Source organism: Clostridium sp. KNHs214 (assembly GCF_000744935.1).
Classification (GTDB): domain Bacteria; phylum Bacillota; class Clostridia; order Clostridiales; family Clostridiaceae; genus Haloimpatiens.
Genome location: NZ_JQMW01000009.1, coordinates 619,497 through 637,156 on the forward strand (window position 1 = coordinate 619,497; position 17,660 = coordinate 637,156).

At 31.3% G+C, this 17,660-nt stretch carries 19 protein-coding genes; all 19 read left to right on the top strand.

The genetic code is table 11. The features are described from left to right. Position 1: 1 nt before the first annotated feature. Positions 2–1,018 (top strand): flagellar motor switch protein FliG, encoded by a 1,017-nt coding sequence (gene fliG, locus CC89_RS05290; protein ID WP_035289907.1) that lies wholly within the window; start codon positions 2–4, stop codon positions 1,016–1,018. Further along, positions 1,002–1,742 (top strand): FliH/SctL family protein, encoded by a 741-nt coding sequence (locus CC89_RS05295; protein WP_035289910.1) that lies wholly within the window; start codon positions 1,002–1,004, stop codon positions 1,740–1,742. The genes fliG and CC89_RS05295 overlap by 17 nt, the downstream gene beginning before the upstream one ends. A 15-nt stretch (positions 1,743–1,757) precedes the next feature. Further along, complete coding sequence (gene fliI, locus CC89_RS05300) at positions 1,758–3,071, top strand: flagellar protein export ATPase FliI (RefSeq protein ID WP_035289913.1); 1,314 nt, start codon at positions 1,758–1,760, stop codon at positions 3,069–3,071. Between the two features lie 18 nt (positions 3,072–3,089). Continuing rightward, entirely contained in the window at positions 3,090–3,536 is a 447-nt protein-coding gene (fliJ, locus tag CC89_RS05305; RefSeq protein ID WP_035289916.1) for a flagellar export protein FliJ, read from the top strand. A 1-nt stretch (position 3,537) separates the two neighbouring features. Further along, positions 3,538–4,911: a flagellar hook-length control protein FliK gene (locus CC89_RS05310; protein ID WP_035289919.1), complete on the top strand. Its 1,374-nt coding sequence runs from the start codon at positions 3,538–3,540 to the stop codon at positions 4,909–4,911. 60 nt (positions 4,912–4,971) lie between these two features. Continuing rightward, the gene (locus CC89_RS05315) at positions 4,972–5,727 is read left to right on the top strand and encodes a flagellar hook assembly protein FlgD (RefSeq protein ID WP_051931518.1); all 756 of its coding nucleotides are present in this window, start codon (positions 4,972–4,974) and stop codon (positions 5,725–5,727) included. 47 nt (positions 5,728–5,774) lie between these two features. Next, entirely contained in the window at positions 5,775–6,167 is a 393-nt protein-coding gene (locus CC89_RS05320; RefSeq protein ID WP_035289921.1) for a TIGR02530 family flagellar biosynthesis protein, read from the top strand. Positions 6,168–6,270: 103 nt separating this feature from the next. After that, positions 6,271–7,713, top strand: coding sequence for a flagellar hook protein FlgE (locus tag CC89_RS05325; protein WP_035289924.1), 1,443 nt, complete (start codon positions 6,271–6,273; stop codon positions 7,711–7,713). Between the two features lie 143 nt (positions 7,714–7,856). Further along, positions 7,857–8,048: a flagellar FlbD family protein gene (locus tag CC89_RS05330; RefSeq protein ID WP_035289927.1), complete on the top strand. Its 192-nt coding sequence runs from the start codon at positions 7,857–7,859 to the stop codon at positions 8,046–8,048. A gap of 11 nt (positions 8,049–8,059) precedes the next feature. Next, positions 8,060–8,887, top strand: a complete 828-nt coding sequence (locus tag CC89_RS05335) for a motility protein A (protein ID WP_035289929.1) — start codon at positions 8,060–8,062, stop codon at positions 8,885–8,887. After that, on the top strand, positions 8,880–9,632 hold the full coding sequence (locus tag CC89_RS05340) for a flagellar motor protein MotB (RefSeq protein WP_035289932.1): 753 nt from the start codon (positions 8,880–8,882) through the stop codon (positions 9,630–9,632). Before CC89_RS05335 ends, CC89_RS05340 begins: the two co-directional genes overlap by 8 nt. A 1-nt stretch (position 9,633) precedes the next feature. After that, positions 9,634–10,113, top strand: coding sequence for a flagellar basal body-associated FliL family protein (locus tag CC89_RS05345; RefSeq protein WP_035289934.1), 480 nt, complete (start codon positions 9,634–9,636; stop codon positions 10,111–10,113). A gap of 12 nt (positions 10,114–10,125) precedes the next feature. Further along, a complete protein-coding gene (locus CC89_RS05350) occupies positions 10,126–10,470 on the top strand; it encodes a flagellar biosynthetic protein FliO (RefSeq protein WP_035289937.1) in 345 nt (114 codons plus the stop codon). 1 nt (position 10,471) lies between these two features. Continuing rightward, positions 10,472–11,248 carry a flagellar type III secretion system pore protein FliP gene (gene fliP, locus CC89_RS05355; RefSeq protein ID WP_035289939.1) on the top strand — a complete coding sequence of 259 codons (777 nt, stop codon included), beginning with the start codon at positions 10,472–10,474 and terminating at the stop codon, positions 11,246–11,248. A gap of 10 nt (positions 11,249–11,258) precedes the next feature. Further along, a complete protein-coding gene (gene fliQ / locus CC89_RS05360) occupies positions 11,259–11,528 on the top strand; it encodes a flagellar biosynthesis protein FliQ (RefSeq protein ID WP_035289941.1) in 270 nt (89 codons plus the stop codon). A gap of 10 nt (positions 11,529–11,538) precedes the next feature. After that, a complete protein-coding gene (locus CC89_RS05365) occupies positions 11,539–13,374 on the top strand; it encodes a fused FliR family export protein/FlhB family type III secretion system protein (protein WP_035289943.1) in 1,836 nt (611 codons plus the stop codon). A 163-nt stretch (positions 13,375–13,537) separates the two neighbouring features. Then, entirely contained in the window at positions 13,538–15,607 is a 2,070-nt protein-coding gene (gene flhA, locus CC89_RS05370; RefSeq protein ID WP_035289946.1) for a flagellar biosynthesis protein FlhA, read from the top strand. Continuing rightward, positions 15,607–16,791: a flagellar biosynthesis GTPase FlhF gene (gene flhF, locus CC89_RS05375; RefSeq protein WP_035289949.1), complete on the top strand. Its 1,185-nt coding sequence runs from the start codon at positions 15,607–15,609 to the stop codon at positions 16,789–16,791. The genes flhA and flhF overlap by 1 nt, the downstream gene beginning before the upstream one ends. After that, entirely contained in the window at positions 16,785–17,654 is an 870-nt protein-coding gene (locus tag CC89_RS05380) for a MinD/ParA family protein (protein WP_035289951.1), read from the top strand. The genes flhF and CC89_RS05380 overlap by 7 nt, the downstream gene beginning before the upstream one ends. Positions 17,655–17,660 lie beyond the last annotated feature (6 nt).

Genomic DNA, 17,660 nt, shown 5'->3' on the forward strand with positions numbered 1-17,660 from the left:
ATTGGCTAGAAGTACAGAAAAACTAAATGGGGTTCAAAAGGCAGCTATACTTTTTATAACTCTAGGGCCAGAAGCTGCAGCTAAAATAATAAAAAAGCTTCCAGAAACAGATATACAGAAAATAACTTATGAAATAGCAAATATAACCACTGTAAAATCAGAACAAAGAATGGAAATATTAAATGAATTTATTGAAATAAACAAAGCTAAGGATTACATAAAAGAGGGCGGTATAGAGTATGCTAGAGATATATTATCTAAAGCACTAGGCCCTCAAAGAGCTATGGATATACTTAATAAGGTTACAGAAGCTACCCAACAGTATAGACCATTTGCTATAGCTAGAAAAGCAGATGCTCATCAGCTTTTGAATGTAATAGCCAATGAGCATCCTCAAACTATCGCACTTATACTTTGCTATATGCAGGCAGAAAAAGCTGGTCAAATTATATCGGCTTTACCAGAAGATATGCAAAGTGATGTGGCGTATAGAATAGCTACTTTAAGTAATACGTCTCCTATGGTAATAAAAGAAATAGAGAAGGTTCTTGATGGAAAGTTATCTTCAGTAGTTCGCTCAGATGCTACAGCTATGGGTGGAGTTCAAACTCTTGTTGATATTTTAAATAGAGTGGATAGAACTACAGAGAAAAATATAACTGAAGGTCTAGAGAGAGAAAATGAAGAATTAGCAGAAAAGATAAGACAATCTATGTTTGTATTTGAAGACATTATTTCATTGGATGATGTATCAATACAAAGAATCTTAAGAGAAGTAGACGTAAAAGAATTGGCACTAGCTTTAAAGGGTGCTTCAGAAGAAGTTTCAAATGTAGTATTTAGAAATCAGTCTAAGAGAGCTTCAGCTTCATTAAAAGAAGATATAGAATTCTTAGGACCAGTAAGACTTATGGATGTAGAAAAGGCACAACAAAAGATAGTAGCTGTAATAAGAAGATTAGATGATGCTGGAGAGATAGTGATTTCAAGAGGTGGAGAAGATGCAATCATCGTTTAACGTAATAAAAAATGAAAATGCAAAAGCCCTAGGTGAAAAGGAAATAATCGTAGACTATGTGCCTAAAAAGAATATCAGTATAAACTCGGATAATAATGCAGAAAATGAATCTTATAATAGACTAGCGACATCTATAGTGGAAACTGCCAGGAGTAAAAGTGATGAAATAATAAGAAACGCTTATGAAGAAGTGGCAAAAGTTCAAATGAAAGCTGAAGAACAGGGATATAAAAATGGATATGACAATGGATATGCAAAAGGTTATGAAGAAGGCTATAGAAAGGCTTTGGAGGAGGCTTATGATGAAGCTTCTGCTATAAGAGAAGATGCTAGTAATATAATAAGAGATGCTAAAAAGCAATATGAGATGTATTTAGAGGAAAAGACTGGAAATATAAAAGAACTTATGTCAGAAATAGTTTCAAATGTATTAAAAAAAGAAATGGAATCTGAAGACACAATTATTAATTTAATAAAAGAAACAATAAGGGAATCTAGAAATGCAGAGACCTTCATAATTAAATGCAATAGCATTCATGAAAAAGAATTAAAAGACAAAGTGGATTTATGGAAATTATCCTTAGGAGTTAAAGGAGAAATTTTTATAGTTGCTGATGACTTTCTAGAAAATGCACAAATTATTATAGAGAAGGACAATGGAAAAGTAGAAATACATATAGAGGATTCCATGGAAAAAATTAAAGACATAATTTTAAATTCTTGAAAGGAATGAGACTTCTTGATTAATATAGATTTTCAAAAAATATTAAAAGAAGTTAAAAATACAAATTTTACCTATGAAGAGGGAAAAGTTAAAAATGTAATAGGTTTAACTATAGAAGTACAAGGAATAAAGGCTTTTATAGGTGAAGTGTGTACAATATATAATGAAAAAAATTATCCTATAAATTGTGAAGTAGTTGGATTTAAGGAGCAAAATGTAATATTGATGCCTCTTGGAGAACTGGTGGGGATATCCCCAGGATGTAAAGTAGTACCTGGTGGAAGACCTTTAAGTGTTAAATGTTCTGATGAGCTTTTGGGAAAGGTTTTAGATGGTATTGGAACCCCTTTGAATTCAGAAGAATTAAAGCAAGGCTATATGTATCCATTAGATACAGAACCACCAGATCCTCTTAATAGGAGGAGGATTAAAGAAGTTATTCCTACTGGAGTAAGGGCGATAGATGGATTCTTAACCTGCGGAGAAGGTCAAAGAATTGGTATATTTGCAGGAAGTGGAGTGGGAAAGAGTACTACTTTAGGTATGATAGCTAGAGAAGCTAAGGCTGATGTGAATATTATTGCTCTAGTTGGAGAAAGAGGTAGGGAAGTTTTAGATTTTATCGAAAAAGATTTAGGAGAAGAGGGAATGAAAAAATCTGTTATTGTTTGTGCTACTTCAGATAAACCAGCCTTGGTTAGGCTCAAAGGAGCTTTTACAGCCACAGCAATAGCAGAATATTTTAGAGATAAAGGCAAAAAGGTTATATTGATGATGGACTCTGTAACTAGATTTGCCATGGCTCAAAGAGAAATAGGATTAGCTATAGGTGAACCACCTGCTACTAAAGGATACACTCCTTCAGTTTTTGCAAAACTTCCAAGACTCATGGAAAGAGCAGGAATGTCTCAAAAAGGTTCCATAACAGCTTTTTATACTGTACTGGTAGATGGAGACGACTTTAATGAACCCATTGCAGATGCTGTAAGGGGTATTTTGGATGGACACATAGTGTTATCTAGAGCATTAGCAGCTAAAAATCACTACCCAGCTATTGATATTTTGAATAGTGTAAGCAGACTTATGTCAGAGATAGTGGAGGATGAACATAAAAAAGCAGCTTCTATAGGTAGAGATATGCTGGCAACCTATAAGGAATCAGAAGATTTAATAAATATAGGTGCTTATGTGAAGGGAACTAATAAAAAATTAGATCTTGCTATACAATATAATGATTTTTTAGAAGATTATCTTAAGCAAGGTATAAATGAGAAAAGTGAATTTGATGAAAGTATAGAAAAACTTAAGAATATTTTTTCCACTAATTAAATTTAGGGGGTATAAAAGTTGCAATCTTTTAATTTTAAACTTCAAAAATTATTAGATATAAGAGAAAATATGGAAGAACAGTGTAAAATAGAGTTTAAAAAAGTACAAAATGAAAAAAATAAAGTAGAGGATAAGTTACAAAATTTAAAAGAAAATTATCATAAACATAGAATTATAGATTTTAACAATTCTACAGTAGAAAAGAAGATACAACAAAATTATCTTAATTCTTTAAACATATCTATAAAAGAAACAGAATGTATTTTAAATATTAAAGAAAAGGAGGTGAATACCAAGAGAGAGGAACTAAAACAAAAACAAATAGATAAAAAAATAGTGGGAACATTAAAGGAGAAGAAAAAACAGCAGTTCATAACAGAGCAAAATCTAATTGAACAAAAGAACAATGATGAATTTGCTCTTTATGCATATATAAGAAATAATGCGAAAGGAGGTGAAATATAAAATGATAGGAATAGCAAACACGACTTCTAAATCTATAGATATTCCAGTAAAAAACCTATCTAATGATGGCAACAAATATAAGGAGATACCTAAGGAACAGGAAAATAATTTCTTTAAAGATAAACTAAAGGAAAAGGTATCTAATAGTTCTAAGGGTAAAATGAGAGATAAAGAAGAAATTGTAAATTCTAGAGTTACATCAGAAGGAAAAGGAAGTATAAATTCTAAATTTAGATTAGAAGAAGAAAAGAAGGAATGCCTTCCTGAAGAGAAAGACAAAGAAGAAATTTTACTAGATGATAATCAAAATTTAATAAGTATATTAGAAACTCTTTATCAACTTTTATGTGAAAACAATTATTTAGATAATACTGAAAAATTAAAAGGCCAAGTAAATTTAGATAAAGCGGAAGAAATAAATGATATGCTTAATAAGACTTTTCATGATTTTCTACATCAATCTCCAAAGATAAATGAGAAAGACAGTAAAGAATTAGCAAAATTAAAGTTTCTTCTTGAAAATGATAAACCTGCTTTAATTTCTCAAAATGCAACAGAAAAATTAGTTGAAAAAATCCAAATGAAAATAAATAGACAACTATCTACGGATAGTGAAAACTTAAATGTAAAAGACTTAATTAAATTTATAAGTGGAGAATTAGAAAAAGAAATAAAAAGTAATAAAGCAATTCATAAAAATATAAGCGCTGTAGAATACATAACCAATAGAAGCAATATAACAAATATGAAATCGGAAAATAATATATTATCTAAGGAAGAAAACTTCTTAAAAAATTTAATTGAACATGCAGAGACGCAGAGTGAACCTAAAAATGCAGATGTGGAAATCAAGAAACCAACTAATTTAGAAGGATTAAATAAATTCAGTCCAATAGATAGAAATATATCAGTGGAAGTAAAAGAAAATAGAACAGTTACTAAAGCAAACATTGTACAGGATATGGTTAAAAGTATAAAATACATGGAAAATAATAATTTAAAGAACTTAACTGTTAAAGTTATGCCTAGGGAATTAGGGGAAATAGTTATAAGGCTTACAATGGAATCAGGAAAGATAAAATTAGCCTTAAATGCTACAAACAAAGAAACATACAGTTTATTAAACTCTAACTTAGGAGAAATTAGTGAAAAATTAAGCACAGCCAATGTAAAAATACAGCCAGCAGAAATAAATGTTTATAACGATGATACTACATTCTTCAGTGGACAGTTTATGGGAGACAACCCTAAGGGAAGAAATGAAGGAAAAAGTTATAATTCAGACCTTTCTAAGAAAAATGTCTTAGCCAGTGATGAACAAGAGAACATGGTTATAGATGAAAATCATAACGGAAACTTAAATGCTAAAGTTTAGGCTTTAAATGAAAGTTTAAATTTTTAGGAAACGTTTAAAATTGATAGGAGGTATTTTTTTATGCCTGAAAGTGTAAAAACTTCAAATGGAACTGGAATTTATAGGGGAATTTCAGGAAGTTACGAAACTTCTAGAGCTACTGATAGAGGTACAAGAATTGTAAAAAAGGGACAAGACCTTGATAAAAATGCTTTTTTAAAAATACTCACAGCTGAATTATCAAATCAAGATCCAACTAACGCTAAGGATTCCACACAGTTTGTATCTCAATTAGCACAATTTTCATCATTAGAACAAATGACTAATTTAAACACCACTATGACATTTTCAAGTGCACAATCTCTTGTAGGTAAAGTAGTAGCCCTAAATGACTACGACAATAGAGGGGTGCAATATGGAGGACAAGTAGTTAGTGTAAATAAAAATGGAGATGACATTAAATTAAAAGTGCAGATAGTTGACAAAGGGGAAATTAAATATAAAGACTATAGCCTTTCTGCAGTAGAGGATGTAATTCATTTAAATGATGATAGATTAGATTATATTAACTCAAATGTTGGATTCTTACTAGCTTCAAATATGATAGATAAAAAAGTTGAGGCTGTAATGAATGAAGTGGATGAGTATGGAAAAAAAGTAGAGAAAACTTATTCTGGTGTGGTAAAGGGAGTTTCTAGAGGCCTGAAAGGAATTAATTTAACAATTTTAGTAGAGAAAGATGGAAAATTAGAAGAAAAAACTATTCCTTATGATGCAGTTACTAAAGTGGGTATGTCTTCAAAGGAAGATGGAGGAACTGAAGAAAAAGAAAAATAAGAAAAGTTTAAAGAAAAATAGATTTATACAGAAAGGATATTGATGGTATGGGATACAGAGTAGTGAATGGAAAGCTATATCCCGTAGAAAATTTAAGTGCTCCTTTCAGTGGCAGCAAGAGTTGTTATAATGATAAGGAAAAAGTAGATGTAAGCTTTAAGAAAATATTAGAAAAAGCTATAGATAGAGAAAATGGATTTAATATATCTAATCATGCATCTAAAAGATTGGAGAGCAGAAAAATAAAGTTTTCTGAAAAGGATATGGAAAAGATAAACAGTGCTATAAATAAAGCTAGAGAAAAAGATGGAAGAGAATGCTTAATATTATACAAAGACACTGCGCTAATAACTAATATAAAAAATAGAACCATAATAACAGCAGTGCCTAAGGAAGAAATGAGTGTATTTACAAATTTAGATACAGTGGTGTTAATTTAAAAGGAGCTGGACCGAAAGGGAGCTCACTCTTTGTGGATTGACAGAAGCAAAGAATAAACCTAGTGATTATGGAATAGGGACTAAGATAAAAGGAGGAATATAAATGCTAAGATCAATGTATTCAGGTATCAGTGGAATGAGAGTAAATCAAACAAAGCTTGATGTAACTGGTAATAATATAGCTAATGTTGGAACTACAGCTTTCAAAGGTTCTAGGGTTAGATTTCAAGATATGTTAAGTCAAAGTATGAGTGAAGCAATAGGACCGGGAAGAAATCAGGGAGGTGTTAACCCTAAACAAGTTGGACTTGGAGTTCAACTTGCAGGCATAGATACTTTGATGAGCCAAGGAATGATGCAACCTACAGGAAGAAATCTTGATGTAGGAGTTGATGGAGAAGGATATTTTATAGTAGGAAGAGGTCCTATTCCAGAAACTAATGCTGCAGGTATAAAAGTAAATCCAAATGAACATACAATGAATGGTAATGGAATGCAAGTAAGCTTTACAAGAGATGGTTCATTCACACTAGATCATAGGGGAAATCTATTAACTTCAGATGGATACAGGATTATGGGATATGCAGTAACTCTTAAGGATGCCAATGGAAATAATATGGGGGCAAATAGTATAGAGTATAGTGCTAATGGAGTTTGTAATTTTGTAGACGTAGATTCGGAAAATGGAATAAAAGCTACAGATAACTTAGTACCACTTAGAATACCAGAAGCTATATATGTAAAAGCTACAGTATTAAATAATAATGCTGATGCTACTAAGAATACAAAATTGAATTATACAGGTACAGTGGATGCTACTTTAGATAATGAAAAATTTCCTACTATAGGAATAAGTAGCGCAGATAATAAATATAAAGGGGTACAAGATGCAAAAATAGAAATTAAATGGGTAAAGGATACTGCAGACCCTGCCAAAGGTTCTTTTAATGTATTTGTAAACGGAAAAGATTATGGAAAAGCAGAAGAATTTAACAATAAGACAGATATAACAAATGGTGCAAAAAATGAAGAGCTATGCAAAATATTAGGAGACACTAAATTAAATATAGACGTAAGTAAGTTACCATCAGATGCATCAGCTCCAGCAATAACAGATGAGCAAAAGAAGTACAGCTGGACATATGTTTTATCATCAGAAGGAGATAAAAAAGTAACTAGTTTTTCTATAGAAAAAGATGGTGTTATAAAAGCTACTCTTGATGATGGCAAGGTTTCAGCTCTTGGACAAATTGCTATGGCTAGCTTTAGAAATACAAGTGGATTAAAGAAATTAGGTAAGAATATGTATCAAAATACTGCTAACTCTGGAGAACCTAATATAAGAAGTGGAATAGGCAGTAATCCAATGGTAGATAATAGTGACGGCTATGGAGACATGATGCAAGGAATGCTGGAAATGTCAAATATAGATTTAGCAGAACAATTTACAGATATGATAGTTGCCAGCAGAGCTTTCCAAGCTAGTGGTAAAATGATAACTACAGGAGATGAGATACTACAAGATATTATCAATTTAAAGAGATAATAATACTAAAATAAAAAGTATTTTAATTAGTTTAGGTTGTTAGGGAGCAGGGATTAGCCATTGGGGATTTGGGATTAGTTTGATTAGCAAACTAATCTTAGCCCACTAGCCCCCTAGTCCACTAAAAAAAGGGGTGTGTTTTAATGATTGAACTTACAAAAATGACACATAAAAAATTTATATTAAATGCAGAACATATTCAAGAAATAGAGGAAGTTCCTGAGACTCTTATTACTCTTATTAATGGTAAGAAGTATATTGTATTAGAGAGTGTAGATTATGTTATTAAAGAAGTAATAAAATACAAAAGAAAGATATTTTCAGGTGATTTGTAGGAGGCAGTGTTATGAAGAAGCGAGACATAATGACAAGCATAGGTATGCTAGCAGGTGTTGTGTGTGTTATTTATGGAATTATGGTAGGGGGAAATGGTTCTATAGGTCAAAGACTTAAGATTTTTTATGATTTAAGTTCTATATTTATAACAATAGGAGGTTCTTTTGCTGCCTTACTTATTAACTATCCTCTTGGACAATTAAGAAAGATGATTAAGGTAAATATAGAGGCATATAAAGAACACACTATGGAGAGTGGAGAAATCATAGAAGATTTTATAAACTTATCTAGGAAAGCTAGAAGAGAAGGACTTTTATCTTTAGAGGATGGTATTTCAGAGATAGGTGATAGTTTTCTGAAAAAAGGTCTTCAAATGGTTATAGATGGTATAGAACCAGAAACTATAAGAGAAGTTATGGAGTTAGAAATAGATGAGATGGAAAGAAGACATAGGCAAGGAGCAGAAATGTTTAAAGCATGGGCAGCATATGCACCAGCTTTTGGTATGATTGGTACCTTAATAGGACTTATTCAAATGCTTGCTAATTTAAGCGATTCAGCATCTTTGGCATCTGGTATGGCAAAGGCGCTTATAACTACATTTTATGGTTCCTTAATGGCCAATCTATTGTTTAACCCTATAGCATCTAATTTGAATTATAAAACAGATATAGAAGTAGCAAGTAGGGAAATGATGCTTGAAGGTATTTTAGCTATTCAATCTGGAGTAAACCCAAGAATTGTACAAGAAAAATTAATTTCTTATTTGTCACCAGAGGAAAGAATAAAGTTTAATGAAACACAAGTTTCAGGAGATGAGGTATTAGGAAATGTCTAGAAAAAAGAAAAATGGAGGTTCAGGGTTAACAGGGGAGGAATGGTTAACTACTTATTCGGATACTATTACCCTTTTACTTACTTTCTTTGTTCTTTTATATTCTATGTCTACGGTAAATACAAATAAGTTTAAACAGATAGCTAGTTCTTTGCAAAGTGTTCTTTCTGGTCAGGGAAGCAATTCTATATTAGATTTTGGCAATGGACAAGGTGAAGTACCTATAGTTGGTGAAACTGCGAAGTCTAGCGGTAAAAGTGGAACTGTGGCTAAAAAGTCTATGTATGAAGAAGTGGCTAGATATGTAAAAGAAAATAAAATGAAAGATAAAATCGAAGTTCTTAAAGAACCAAAAGGAGTAGTTTTAAGACTTAAAGAAAGTGTATTATTCGATATAGGAAAAGGTGAAGTAAAAGAGAATAGTGCAGATGTATTAAATATGATAAGTAACATTTTGCAAAAGTTTCCGGAGAGTCACGTTATTGTGGAAGGTCATACGGACAATGTGCCTATAAGTACTTATAAATATCCAAGTAACTGGGAGTTGTCTACTGCTAGAGCTGTAAATGTACTTAAATATTTTGTGGAAACAAATAAAATGAATCCTGATAGATTTACTGCAGCAGGATATGGAGAGCAGAAGCCTATAGTGCCTAATGATAATGATGGAAACAGAGCGAAAAATAGAAGGGTAAATATAATTATAGAAGACACAACTATTGATAGTGAAAAAGGAGAGACAAAATAAAATGAAACAAAAAGAGAAAGAAAACGGTACTGGTAAAGGAAAAAAAATTATTATTATTATTTTATTCTTAATAGTTGCAGGGGGGTTTGCTTTTGGAGGGTATTATTTTGCCAACAAGAAGGCCTCTGAATCTATGGCAGTGAATACTGGAGTATCAAAAAGGGCTCCCTTGGTTGAAGAAAGTTTCTTACAACTAGGAGAATTTACAGTGAATTTAGCAGATGAAAATTCAAAAAATTATATAAAGTTAAATATTTATATATCTTTTCCTAAGAAAAATAAAAAATTAGCTAAAGAAATTGAAGAAAGAAAGTCTACTTTAAGAGATGCAGTTAACTTAGAACTTATGAGTAAAAAAAGTACTGAATTGGATGTTAAAGGGGTAGAAAAATTAAAAAAAGATCTTTTAGATAAAATTAATTCTAAGTTGTATAAGGGCGAGATAATGAATGTTAACTTTGACAACATAATAATTCAGTAAGGAAGAGTCAAGATGGACAAAGAATTTTTTATGATGATAATAAAACTTATATGTTTTTTTCCTTTTATACTTTTAAGCATATATTTAGTTTTAAAATATGGTGGAAGTAAAATTGGAAATATGCAAAATGGCAAATACATAAAAATTTTTGAAAGAGTTCAGCTATCTAAAGATAACAGTATTTTGGTGGTGAAAATTGGACAAAAGGGATACGTTATTTCTAATAGTAATAAAGGGGTAGAAATACTAATGCCTATCTCAGAAGAAGAACTTTTAGATATTGAGAAAGGCAGAAACATACCTCAATATAAGGACTTAAAAGAATTTTACGGAAGATTTAAGAAGAGGAAAGAATGATATGAAAAAAAATACTAAAATTGTCACATTTATAATTTTGTTTATAACATGCTTGTGTATTTTTTCTGGGAGCAGGGCATATGCAGCATCTAATACTAATATTCCAGTGCCTAAGGTAAATTTTTCTGTAGATGGAGCTGGTACACCTAAGGAATATGTGGACAATATTAAAATACTAATAATGTTTACAATTCTTACATTACTACCTTCCTTTATAATAATGATGACTAGTTTTGTAAGAATAGTAGTGGTTTTTTCCTTCTTAAAGAGTGCTTTAGGAGCTCAACAATCTATACCTAGCCAAGTTATTATAGGATTGGCATTGTTTTTAACTGTATTTATAATGGCACCTACTGTAGGAAAAATAAATTCAGAAGCTATACAGCCCTATCTAAAGGGCAGTATTACCCAGCAGGAAGCTATAGACAAAGGAACCAAGCCTTTAAAGGACTTTATGTTAAAGCAGACTAGAAAAAAGGATTTGCAATTATTTAAAGAAACAGCAAAAATTGATGCTAAAGTGGAACTTAAAGATTTACCTTTACATGCAATAATACCTGCTTTTACTATAAGTGAGTTAAAGAGGGCCTTTGAAATAGGTTTTTTATTGTACATACCATTTTTAATAATAGATTTAGTAGTGGCAAGTATACTTATGTCCATGGGAATGTTTATGTTGCCGCCGGTTATGATATCAATGCCTTTTAAATTATTACTTTTTGTAATGGTGGATGGATGGTATCTAATTGTAAAATCCTTAATATTAAGTTTTAGATGAGGTGAGTTAATTGACAGAGAACATGGTTATTTCAGTTATGAAGGATGCTATTTCAACAGCATTAACTTTATCAGCACCTATTTTAATCACAGGAATACTGGTAGGGTTATTTGTTAGTATTTTACAGGCAACTACTCAAGTACAGGAGCAAACTTTAACCTTTGTGCCTAAGCTAATTGCAGTGGCAGTGGTAGGACTTATAACAGCTCCGTGGATGATACATGTAATGAATGGATTTACTAGAAGAATTTTTGATATTATTGCAAATTTAATTCAGTAGGTGAGGTATTTTGTTAAACGTAGCATATTTTACAGCATTTTTACTTATATTTCTAAGAATTATATCATTATTTATAGCATCACCTATTTTTTTCCCTAAGGGTGCACCTAAAGCTTTAAACATAGGATTCTGTGCTATATTAGCTTATGTTATTGTTCCCACAGTAAATTATTCAGCTTTAGCAGGAGTAGACAGTGGGGCAACCCTTATGTTTTACTGCTTAAATGAAATTTTAACAGGGTTAATGCTGGGATACATAGTTAGATTTTGTTTTTTTAGTATTAGTTTTGCGGGACAACTTATAGATGTTCAAATTGGTTTTGCTATGATGAATATGTTTGACCCTCAAACAGGAAGTAATGTAACAGTGCTTAGTAATTTAATGTACTGGCTTTCTGTAGTATTGTTTTTTTTAGTGGATGGTCACCACATATTAATAAGAACCATATCAGAAAGTTTTACTGTAGGAAGTTTAGGCAAACTCCTACTTACAGATGAGTCTTCCATGCTGGTTATAAAAGGGTTTATAGACTTTTTTACTATAGGATTTAAAATTGCTCTCCCTATTATACTCGTTATAATTATTACAGACTTAACCCTGGCTTTAGTAGGAAGAACAGTTCCACAGTTAAATGTTATGATACTAGGACTTCCTATAAAAATATTAGTGGGATTAATGGCCATATCCATAGCTATACCTACTTTAATTGATTTTATAGTAAATTCTTTTGACAAAATACCATTGATAATGAGAAGAATTATAAGTATAGCTCCTGTAATTGTAATATTTAGCTCAGAGGACAAAACGGAAGAAGCTACTCCTAAAAAGAAAAAAGATGCTAGAAAAAAAGGACAAGTAGCCAAAAGTAAAGAATTAGGTTTAACATTTACGCTATTAGCATCTACTATAGTATTTGTAGCATTAGGTGATTTTATATTAAATAGCTTAAGGGAAGATATGATAGCTTTTTTAAATAATTATATTAACATGCATGTAGATTCTAACAATTTGCAATTTATTTTACTCACTGTGCTTGTGAGAGCGGCTTTGGTTATATTACCCGTAGCAATACCTATTGCAATAATGGGCATTATAGCCAACTTTATACAGACAGGTTTCCTTTTTACAAAAGAAACTATAAAACCAGATTTGAAAAAGTTAAACCCTCTTAATGGTTTAAAAAGAATATTTTCCATGCGAACTTTAGTGGAACTTTTTAAAGATTTAGCTATGGTTTTTGTGGTAGCCTTTGTTGGTTATAAATATTTAATGAAAAATTATGGTTATATTTTAAATTTAGGGTACTCAGGAATCAATTACATTCCACCTGCTATAAAGAAATTAGTAGTAGAAATTTTTCAAAAAGTAACTTTGGTAATGATTGCTATTTCACTTATGGACTTTATATATCAAAAGCGTCAGTACAATAAAGAGTTAAGAATGACTAAGCAGGAAATAAAAGAGGAGTTCAAGCAAGATGAAGGAGATCCCCAAATAAAAGGAAAGATTAAGCAGATGCAAAGGGAGATGGCATCTAGAAGAATGATGCAAAGTGTACCAGACGCTACGGTAATAGTCACAAATCCAACACATATATCAGTGGCTTTAAAGTATGAAGAGGGACAAAGTGCTCCAGTAGTGGTGGCTAAAGGACAAGGTGAGGTAGCTGCAAAAATAAAAGAAATTGCAAAAGAACATGAAATACCTATTGTTGAAAATAAACCTCTAGCAAGACTTATGTATAAGGAGGTTGAGATAGATTCACAAATTCCCGTAGAAATGTATGAAGGAGTAGCAGAAGTATTAGCTATTGTATATAAACTTAAAAATAAAAAGAGAAACTAATTTCTAATCATTAATCTTCAAAATACTAAATTACAATTTAGAACACTAATAAGACTAGTTTCAAGTCTAAAAACTTATAATAGAGTATTGACATTAAAAATCGGTAATAAGATACGGGAATTGACGACTAGAGATTAGAAATTAAAAGAAAGGGTGTAGCGTTTTGGAGCAACGAAGATTATTAAATGGTAATTTAAAAAAGAACATAGATGTAATCGTAGCATTTGGAGTAATGGCTATAGTTCTTATGATGATAATACCTTTGCCTACTTGGGTTTTGGATATACTTATAGCTATTAATATAACTATTGCTTCAGTAATAATACTCTTAACCATGTTTACCACAGAAGTGCTTCAATTTTCATCTTTTCCAACATTGCTTCTTGTGACAACTTTATTTAGGCTAGGACTTAATATATCTTCTACAAGGTTAATACTTAGCCAGCATGATGCAGGTAAGATAATAGAAGCTTTTGGAAGTTTCGTGGCAGGAAATAACTACATAGTAGGAGTAACTATATTTTTAATACTTATAATAATTCAATTTGTAGTAATTACCAATGGTGCTGGAAGAGTATCTGAAGTATCAGCTAGATTTACTTTGGATGCTATGCCAGGAAAGCAGATGAGTGTAGATGCGGACTTAAATGCAGGTTTAATTACAGAGGCACAGGCAAAAGAAAGAAGAAAAAAGCTTCAGATGGAAGCAGATTTCTATGGAGCTATGGATGGTGCTTCTAAATTTGTAAAAGGAGATGCTATAGCAGGTATAGTTATTACATTAATAAATATAATAGTTGGAATAATAATAGGTGTTTTGGTAGAAAAGATGCCTGCTGGTGAGGCTGCCAAAACTTATGTTAGGTTAACTGTTGGAGATGGTCTTGTAAGCCAAATTCCATCTATTTTAATATCTACTGCTTCTGGTATATTGGTAACTAGGTCAGCTAGCGATACAAGCTTTGGTTCACTGGTTACATCCCAGCTTACTAAATTTCCTAAAGTACTTGGTATAGCGTCTGCTGTAATGTTGTTTTTAGCTTTTGTACCAGGAATGCCTTGGTTACCTTTCTTAATTTTATCCTTATGTTTAGCAGCTGGTGCATATTTCCTTTATAAAGATGAAAAAGAAAAGATAGTGCAACAAATAGAAACTGAACAGCAGGAAATTATAGAAACTGAAAATAGAGAACCAGAAAATGTATCTACACTAATACAAGTGGAGCCTATGGAGATAGAAATAGGATATGGACTTATTCCTTTAGCAGATGAGGCATCAGGAGGAGACTTACTTCAAAGAATAGCTTCCGTGCGAAGGCAATGTGCCATAGAAATGGGAATAGTGGTACAACCTATAAGAATAAGGGATAATCTTCAGCTAAATACAGATGAGTACACCGTTAAAATAAGAGGTACGGTGATAGCAAAGGGTGAAGTAATGCCTAGTATGTTACTATGTATGGATCCTACCAGTGAAAATATAGATTTGCCAGGCATAAGAACTGTAGAACCTACCTTTGGACTTCCAGCAGTTTGGATAAATAAAGATCAAAAGGAAGATGCAGAGATAAATGGATTTACAGTGGTAGATCCTACTACAGTGATGGTTACACACTTAACAGAAACTATAAAAATTCATGCTTATGAGCTTTTAGGAAGACAAGAAACTAAAATGATAGTAGATTCACTAAAAGAAAAATATAATGCGGTGGTAGAAGAATTAATACCAGATTTGATGACATTAGGTGAGGTTCAAAAAGTTCTTCAAAATTTACTTAGAGAAAAAGTTACTATAAGGGATATGGTAACTATACTAGAAACCTTAGCGGATTATTCTATTAATACTAAGGATATAGAACTTTTAACAGAGTATGTGAGAATGGCTTTGGGCAGAAGTATATGTAATCCTTTATTAGATGAAAATAGAGCTATAATTGTAGCTACATTGAATCCAGAAATAGAAGATTTAATAGGAAATAGCATACAAAAATCAGTTCAGGGTTCTTTCCCGGCAGTGGAACCTGAAATTACTCAGAGAATATTTAATTCTATGAAGAATATTTTAGATAATGTTTATTTTAATGATAATCAACCAGTATTTTTAGTATCTCCTAAAATTAGACCAGCATTTAGAAGACTTACAGAATTGGTTTTCCCAAGCATAATTATTTTATCTTTAAATGAAATACCTAATGATGTGGAGATTAGAACAGAAGGAGTAGTGACCTTATAATGAAAGTAAAAAAGTTCATTGTAAAAGATATGAATGAGGCAGTTTCAAAAATACGATATGAATTAGGTGACGGGGCAGTAATAATAAACCAAGCTAAGGTGAGACAGCCGGGTATAAGGGGCTTTTTTTCTAAAAAGTTGATTCAGGTTACTGCAGCTATAGAAAGTGAAAAAGAAAAAAAAAATTTAGCTTCAAATGATGATGCTTTGATAAACAGCTTGGAAGCTATAAAAAAAGCAGTTAATGATGCTAATATGGAAGATAAAAAAGATTATATGGAAAAAAAGGAATTTCCAATGAAACAATTTGCCACATACGGAAAAAAAGAAACTGCAAAAGAACAGTTAGAAACTAAGAAACTTTTAGATGAAATGGGTCAAATGAAGAGTTTATTAAATAGCTTGGTAAGTAACGGTAAAAATAAAGATGAAGTAAATCCACTATATGAAAAACTAAATAATTTGGATTTAGAACCAGCACTTATAGAGAATATAATAGAAAAGGTTAACAGTATGGAAGAAGAGTTATCACTAGAGGAAAAACTTAAACAAGTTTTAGAAAAAAGCATTAAAATTTCTCAAGTAGATATGAAGGGACCAGTGGTTTTTATTGGACCTACAGGAGTAGGGAAAACTACTACTATAGCTAAGTTAGCAGGAAGACTTTCCCTAGTTGAAAATAAGAAAGTAGGATTAATAACTGTAGATACTTATAGAATTGGAGCAGTAGAACAGCTTAAAACTTATGCTGAAATTATGGATATACCTTTTAAAGTAGTTTTTGATATAAATGACATGGAAGAAACAGTGAATTCCATGAAAGACTGTGATGTTATACTAATAGATACCACTGGAAGAAGTAGTAAAAATTCTATGCAAATTTCTCAGCTTAGAGCGTTTGTTGATAAGGTAAATACGGAAAATATAAATTTAGTTATAAGCGCTACAACTAAGAATAAAGATATATCTACTATAGTAGAGGGATATAAAAAATTGAATTTTAATCATCTTATAATAACTAAATTAGATGAGACTATTTCATATGGTTCTATTTTAAATATAATTTATCATGGAAACAAAGATATAAGTTTTGTGACTACAGGTCAAAATGTACCAGATGACATAAAAAAATTAGATTCGTCTTCTATATGTAGACTAGTATTAGGAGAGGATATTGTATGTTAGACCAAGCTGAGAGACTGAGACAAATGGCATTAAGTAAAAATAGAGAAAAAGACATTCCTAAGGAGAAAACTAGAATAATAACCATAACTTCTGGAAAAGGTGGAGTGGGTAAAAGCAATATAGTAGTGAATTTATCTATAGCTCTTCAAAAAATGGGCAAAAAAGTACTTATTTTGGATGCTGACATAGGAATGGGAAATGATGATATATTAATGGGTTTTTTACCTAAGTATACAGTGTTTGATACTATATTTAACGATATGGAAATAGAAGATATTTTAATAGAAGGATCTTATGGAGTAAAGCTTCTTCCGGGAGGAACTGGAATATCTAAAGTAGAGGAACTTACAAATTATCAAAGAGAAAAATTATTAACAAAAATAAGTTCATTAAATGGATTTGATTACATACTTATGGACACTGGAGCAGGTATTAATAGAACTGTTTTGGGATTTGTAGCAGTGTGCGAGGAACTTATAGTGATAACTACTCCTGAACCTACAGCATTAACGGATGCCTATAGTTTAATGAAAGCTATAGCTAAATTTCAATTAAAACCTAAAGGAAAGATTATAGTAAATAGAGTTATAAAGGAAAAAGAAGGGGAAATAACCTTTAAAAAATTTGACAATGCTGTAAAAAAATTTTTGGATATAAATGTGGAGTATCTTGGAAAGGTTTCGGAGGACAGGGCTTTAATTCAATCCGTAAGGGAGCAAAAACCTTTTATAATTAATTATCCAGATAGTGAAGTCAGCAAAGATATAAAAAATATAGCATACAGATTAACTGGAGAAGCAAATAAATCTAATTCTATGGGTATTCAAGGATTATTTAAGAAGATTTTTAATATTTTTTCTTAAAGTAGG

What these genes read in the sequence shown, in the direction of transcription:
- fliP (WP_035289939.1), top strand. Translation starts at nt 10,472, where the DNA reads ATGAAAAAAAATACTAAAATTGTCACATTTATAATTTTGTTTATAACA.
- CC89_RS05380 (WP_035289951.1), top strand. Translation starts at nt 16,785, where the DNA reads ATGTTAGACCAAGCTGAGAGACTGAGACAAATGGCATTAAGTAAAAAT.
- CC89_RS05325 (WP_035289924.1), top strand. Translation starts at nt 6,271, where the DNA reads ATGCTAAGATCAATGTATTCAGGTATCAGTGGAATGAGAGTAAATCAA.
- CC89_RS05310 (WP_035289919.1), top strand. Translation starts at nt 3,538, where the DNA reads ATGATAGGAATAGCAAACACGACTTCTAAATCTATAGATATTCCAGTA.
- CC89_RS05330 (WP_035289927.1), top strand. Translation starts at nt 7,857, where the DNA reads ATGATTGAACTTACAAAAATGACACATAAAAAATTTATATTAAATGCA.
- CC89_RS05335 (WP_035289929.1), top strand. Translation starts at nt 8,060, where the DNA reads ATGAAGAAGCGAGACATAATGACAAGCATAGGTATGCTAGCAGGTGTT.
- CC89_RS05315 (WP_051931518.1), top strand. Translation starts at nt 4,972, where the DNA reads ATGCCTGAAAGTGTAAAAACTTCAAATGGAACTGGAATTTATAGGGGA.
- CC89_RS05295 (WP_035289910.1), top strand. Translation starts at nt 1,002, where the DNA reads ATGCAATCATCGTTTAACGTAATAAAAAATGAAAATGCAAAAGCCCTA.
- flhF (WP_035289949.1), top strand. Translation starts at nt 15,607, where the DNA reads ATGAAAGTAAAAAAGTTCATTGTAAAAGATATGAATGAGGCAGTTTCA.
- CC89_RS05350 (WP_035289937.1), top strand. Translation starts at nt 10,126, where the DNA reads ATGGACAAAGAATTTTTTATGATGATAATAAAACTTATATGTTTTTTT.
- CC89_RS05340 (WP_035289932.1), top strand. Translation starts at nt 8,880, where the DNA reads ATGTCTAGAAAAAAGAAAAATGGAGGTTCAGGGTTAACAGGGGAGGAA.
- CC89_RS05345 (WP_035289934.1), top strand. Translation starts at nt 9,634, where the DNA reads ATGAAACAAAAAGAGAAAGAAAACGGTACTGGTAAAGGAAAAAAAATT.
- CC89_RS05320 (WP_035289921.1), top strand. Translation starts at nt 5,775, where the DNA reads ATGGGATACAGAGTAGTGAATGGAAAGCTATATCCCGTAGAAAATTTA.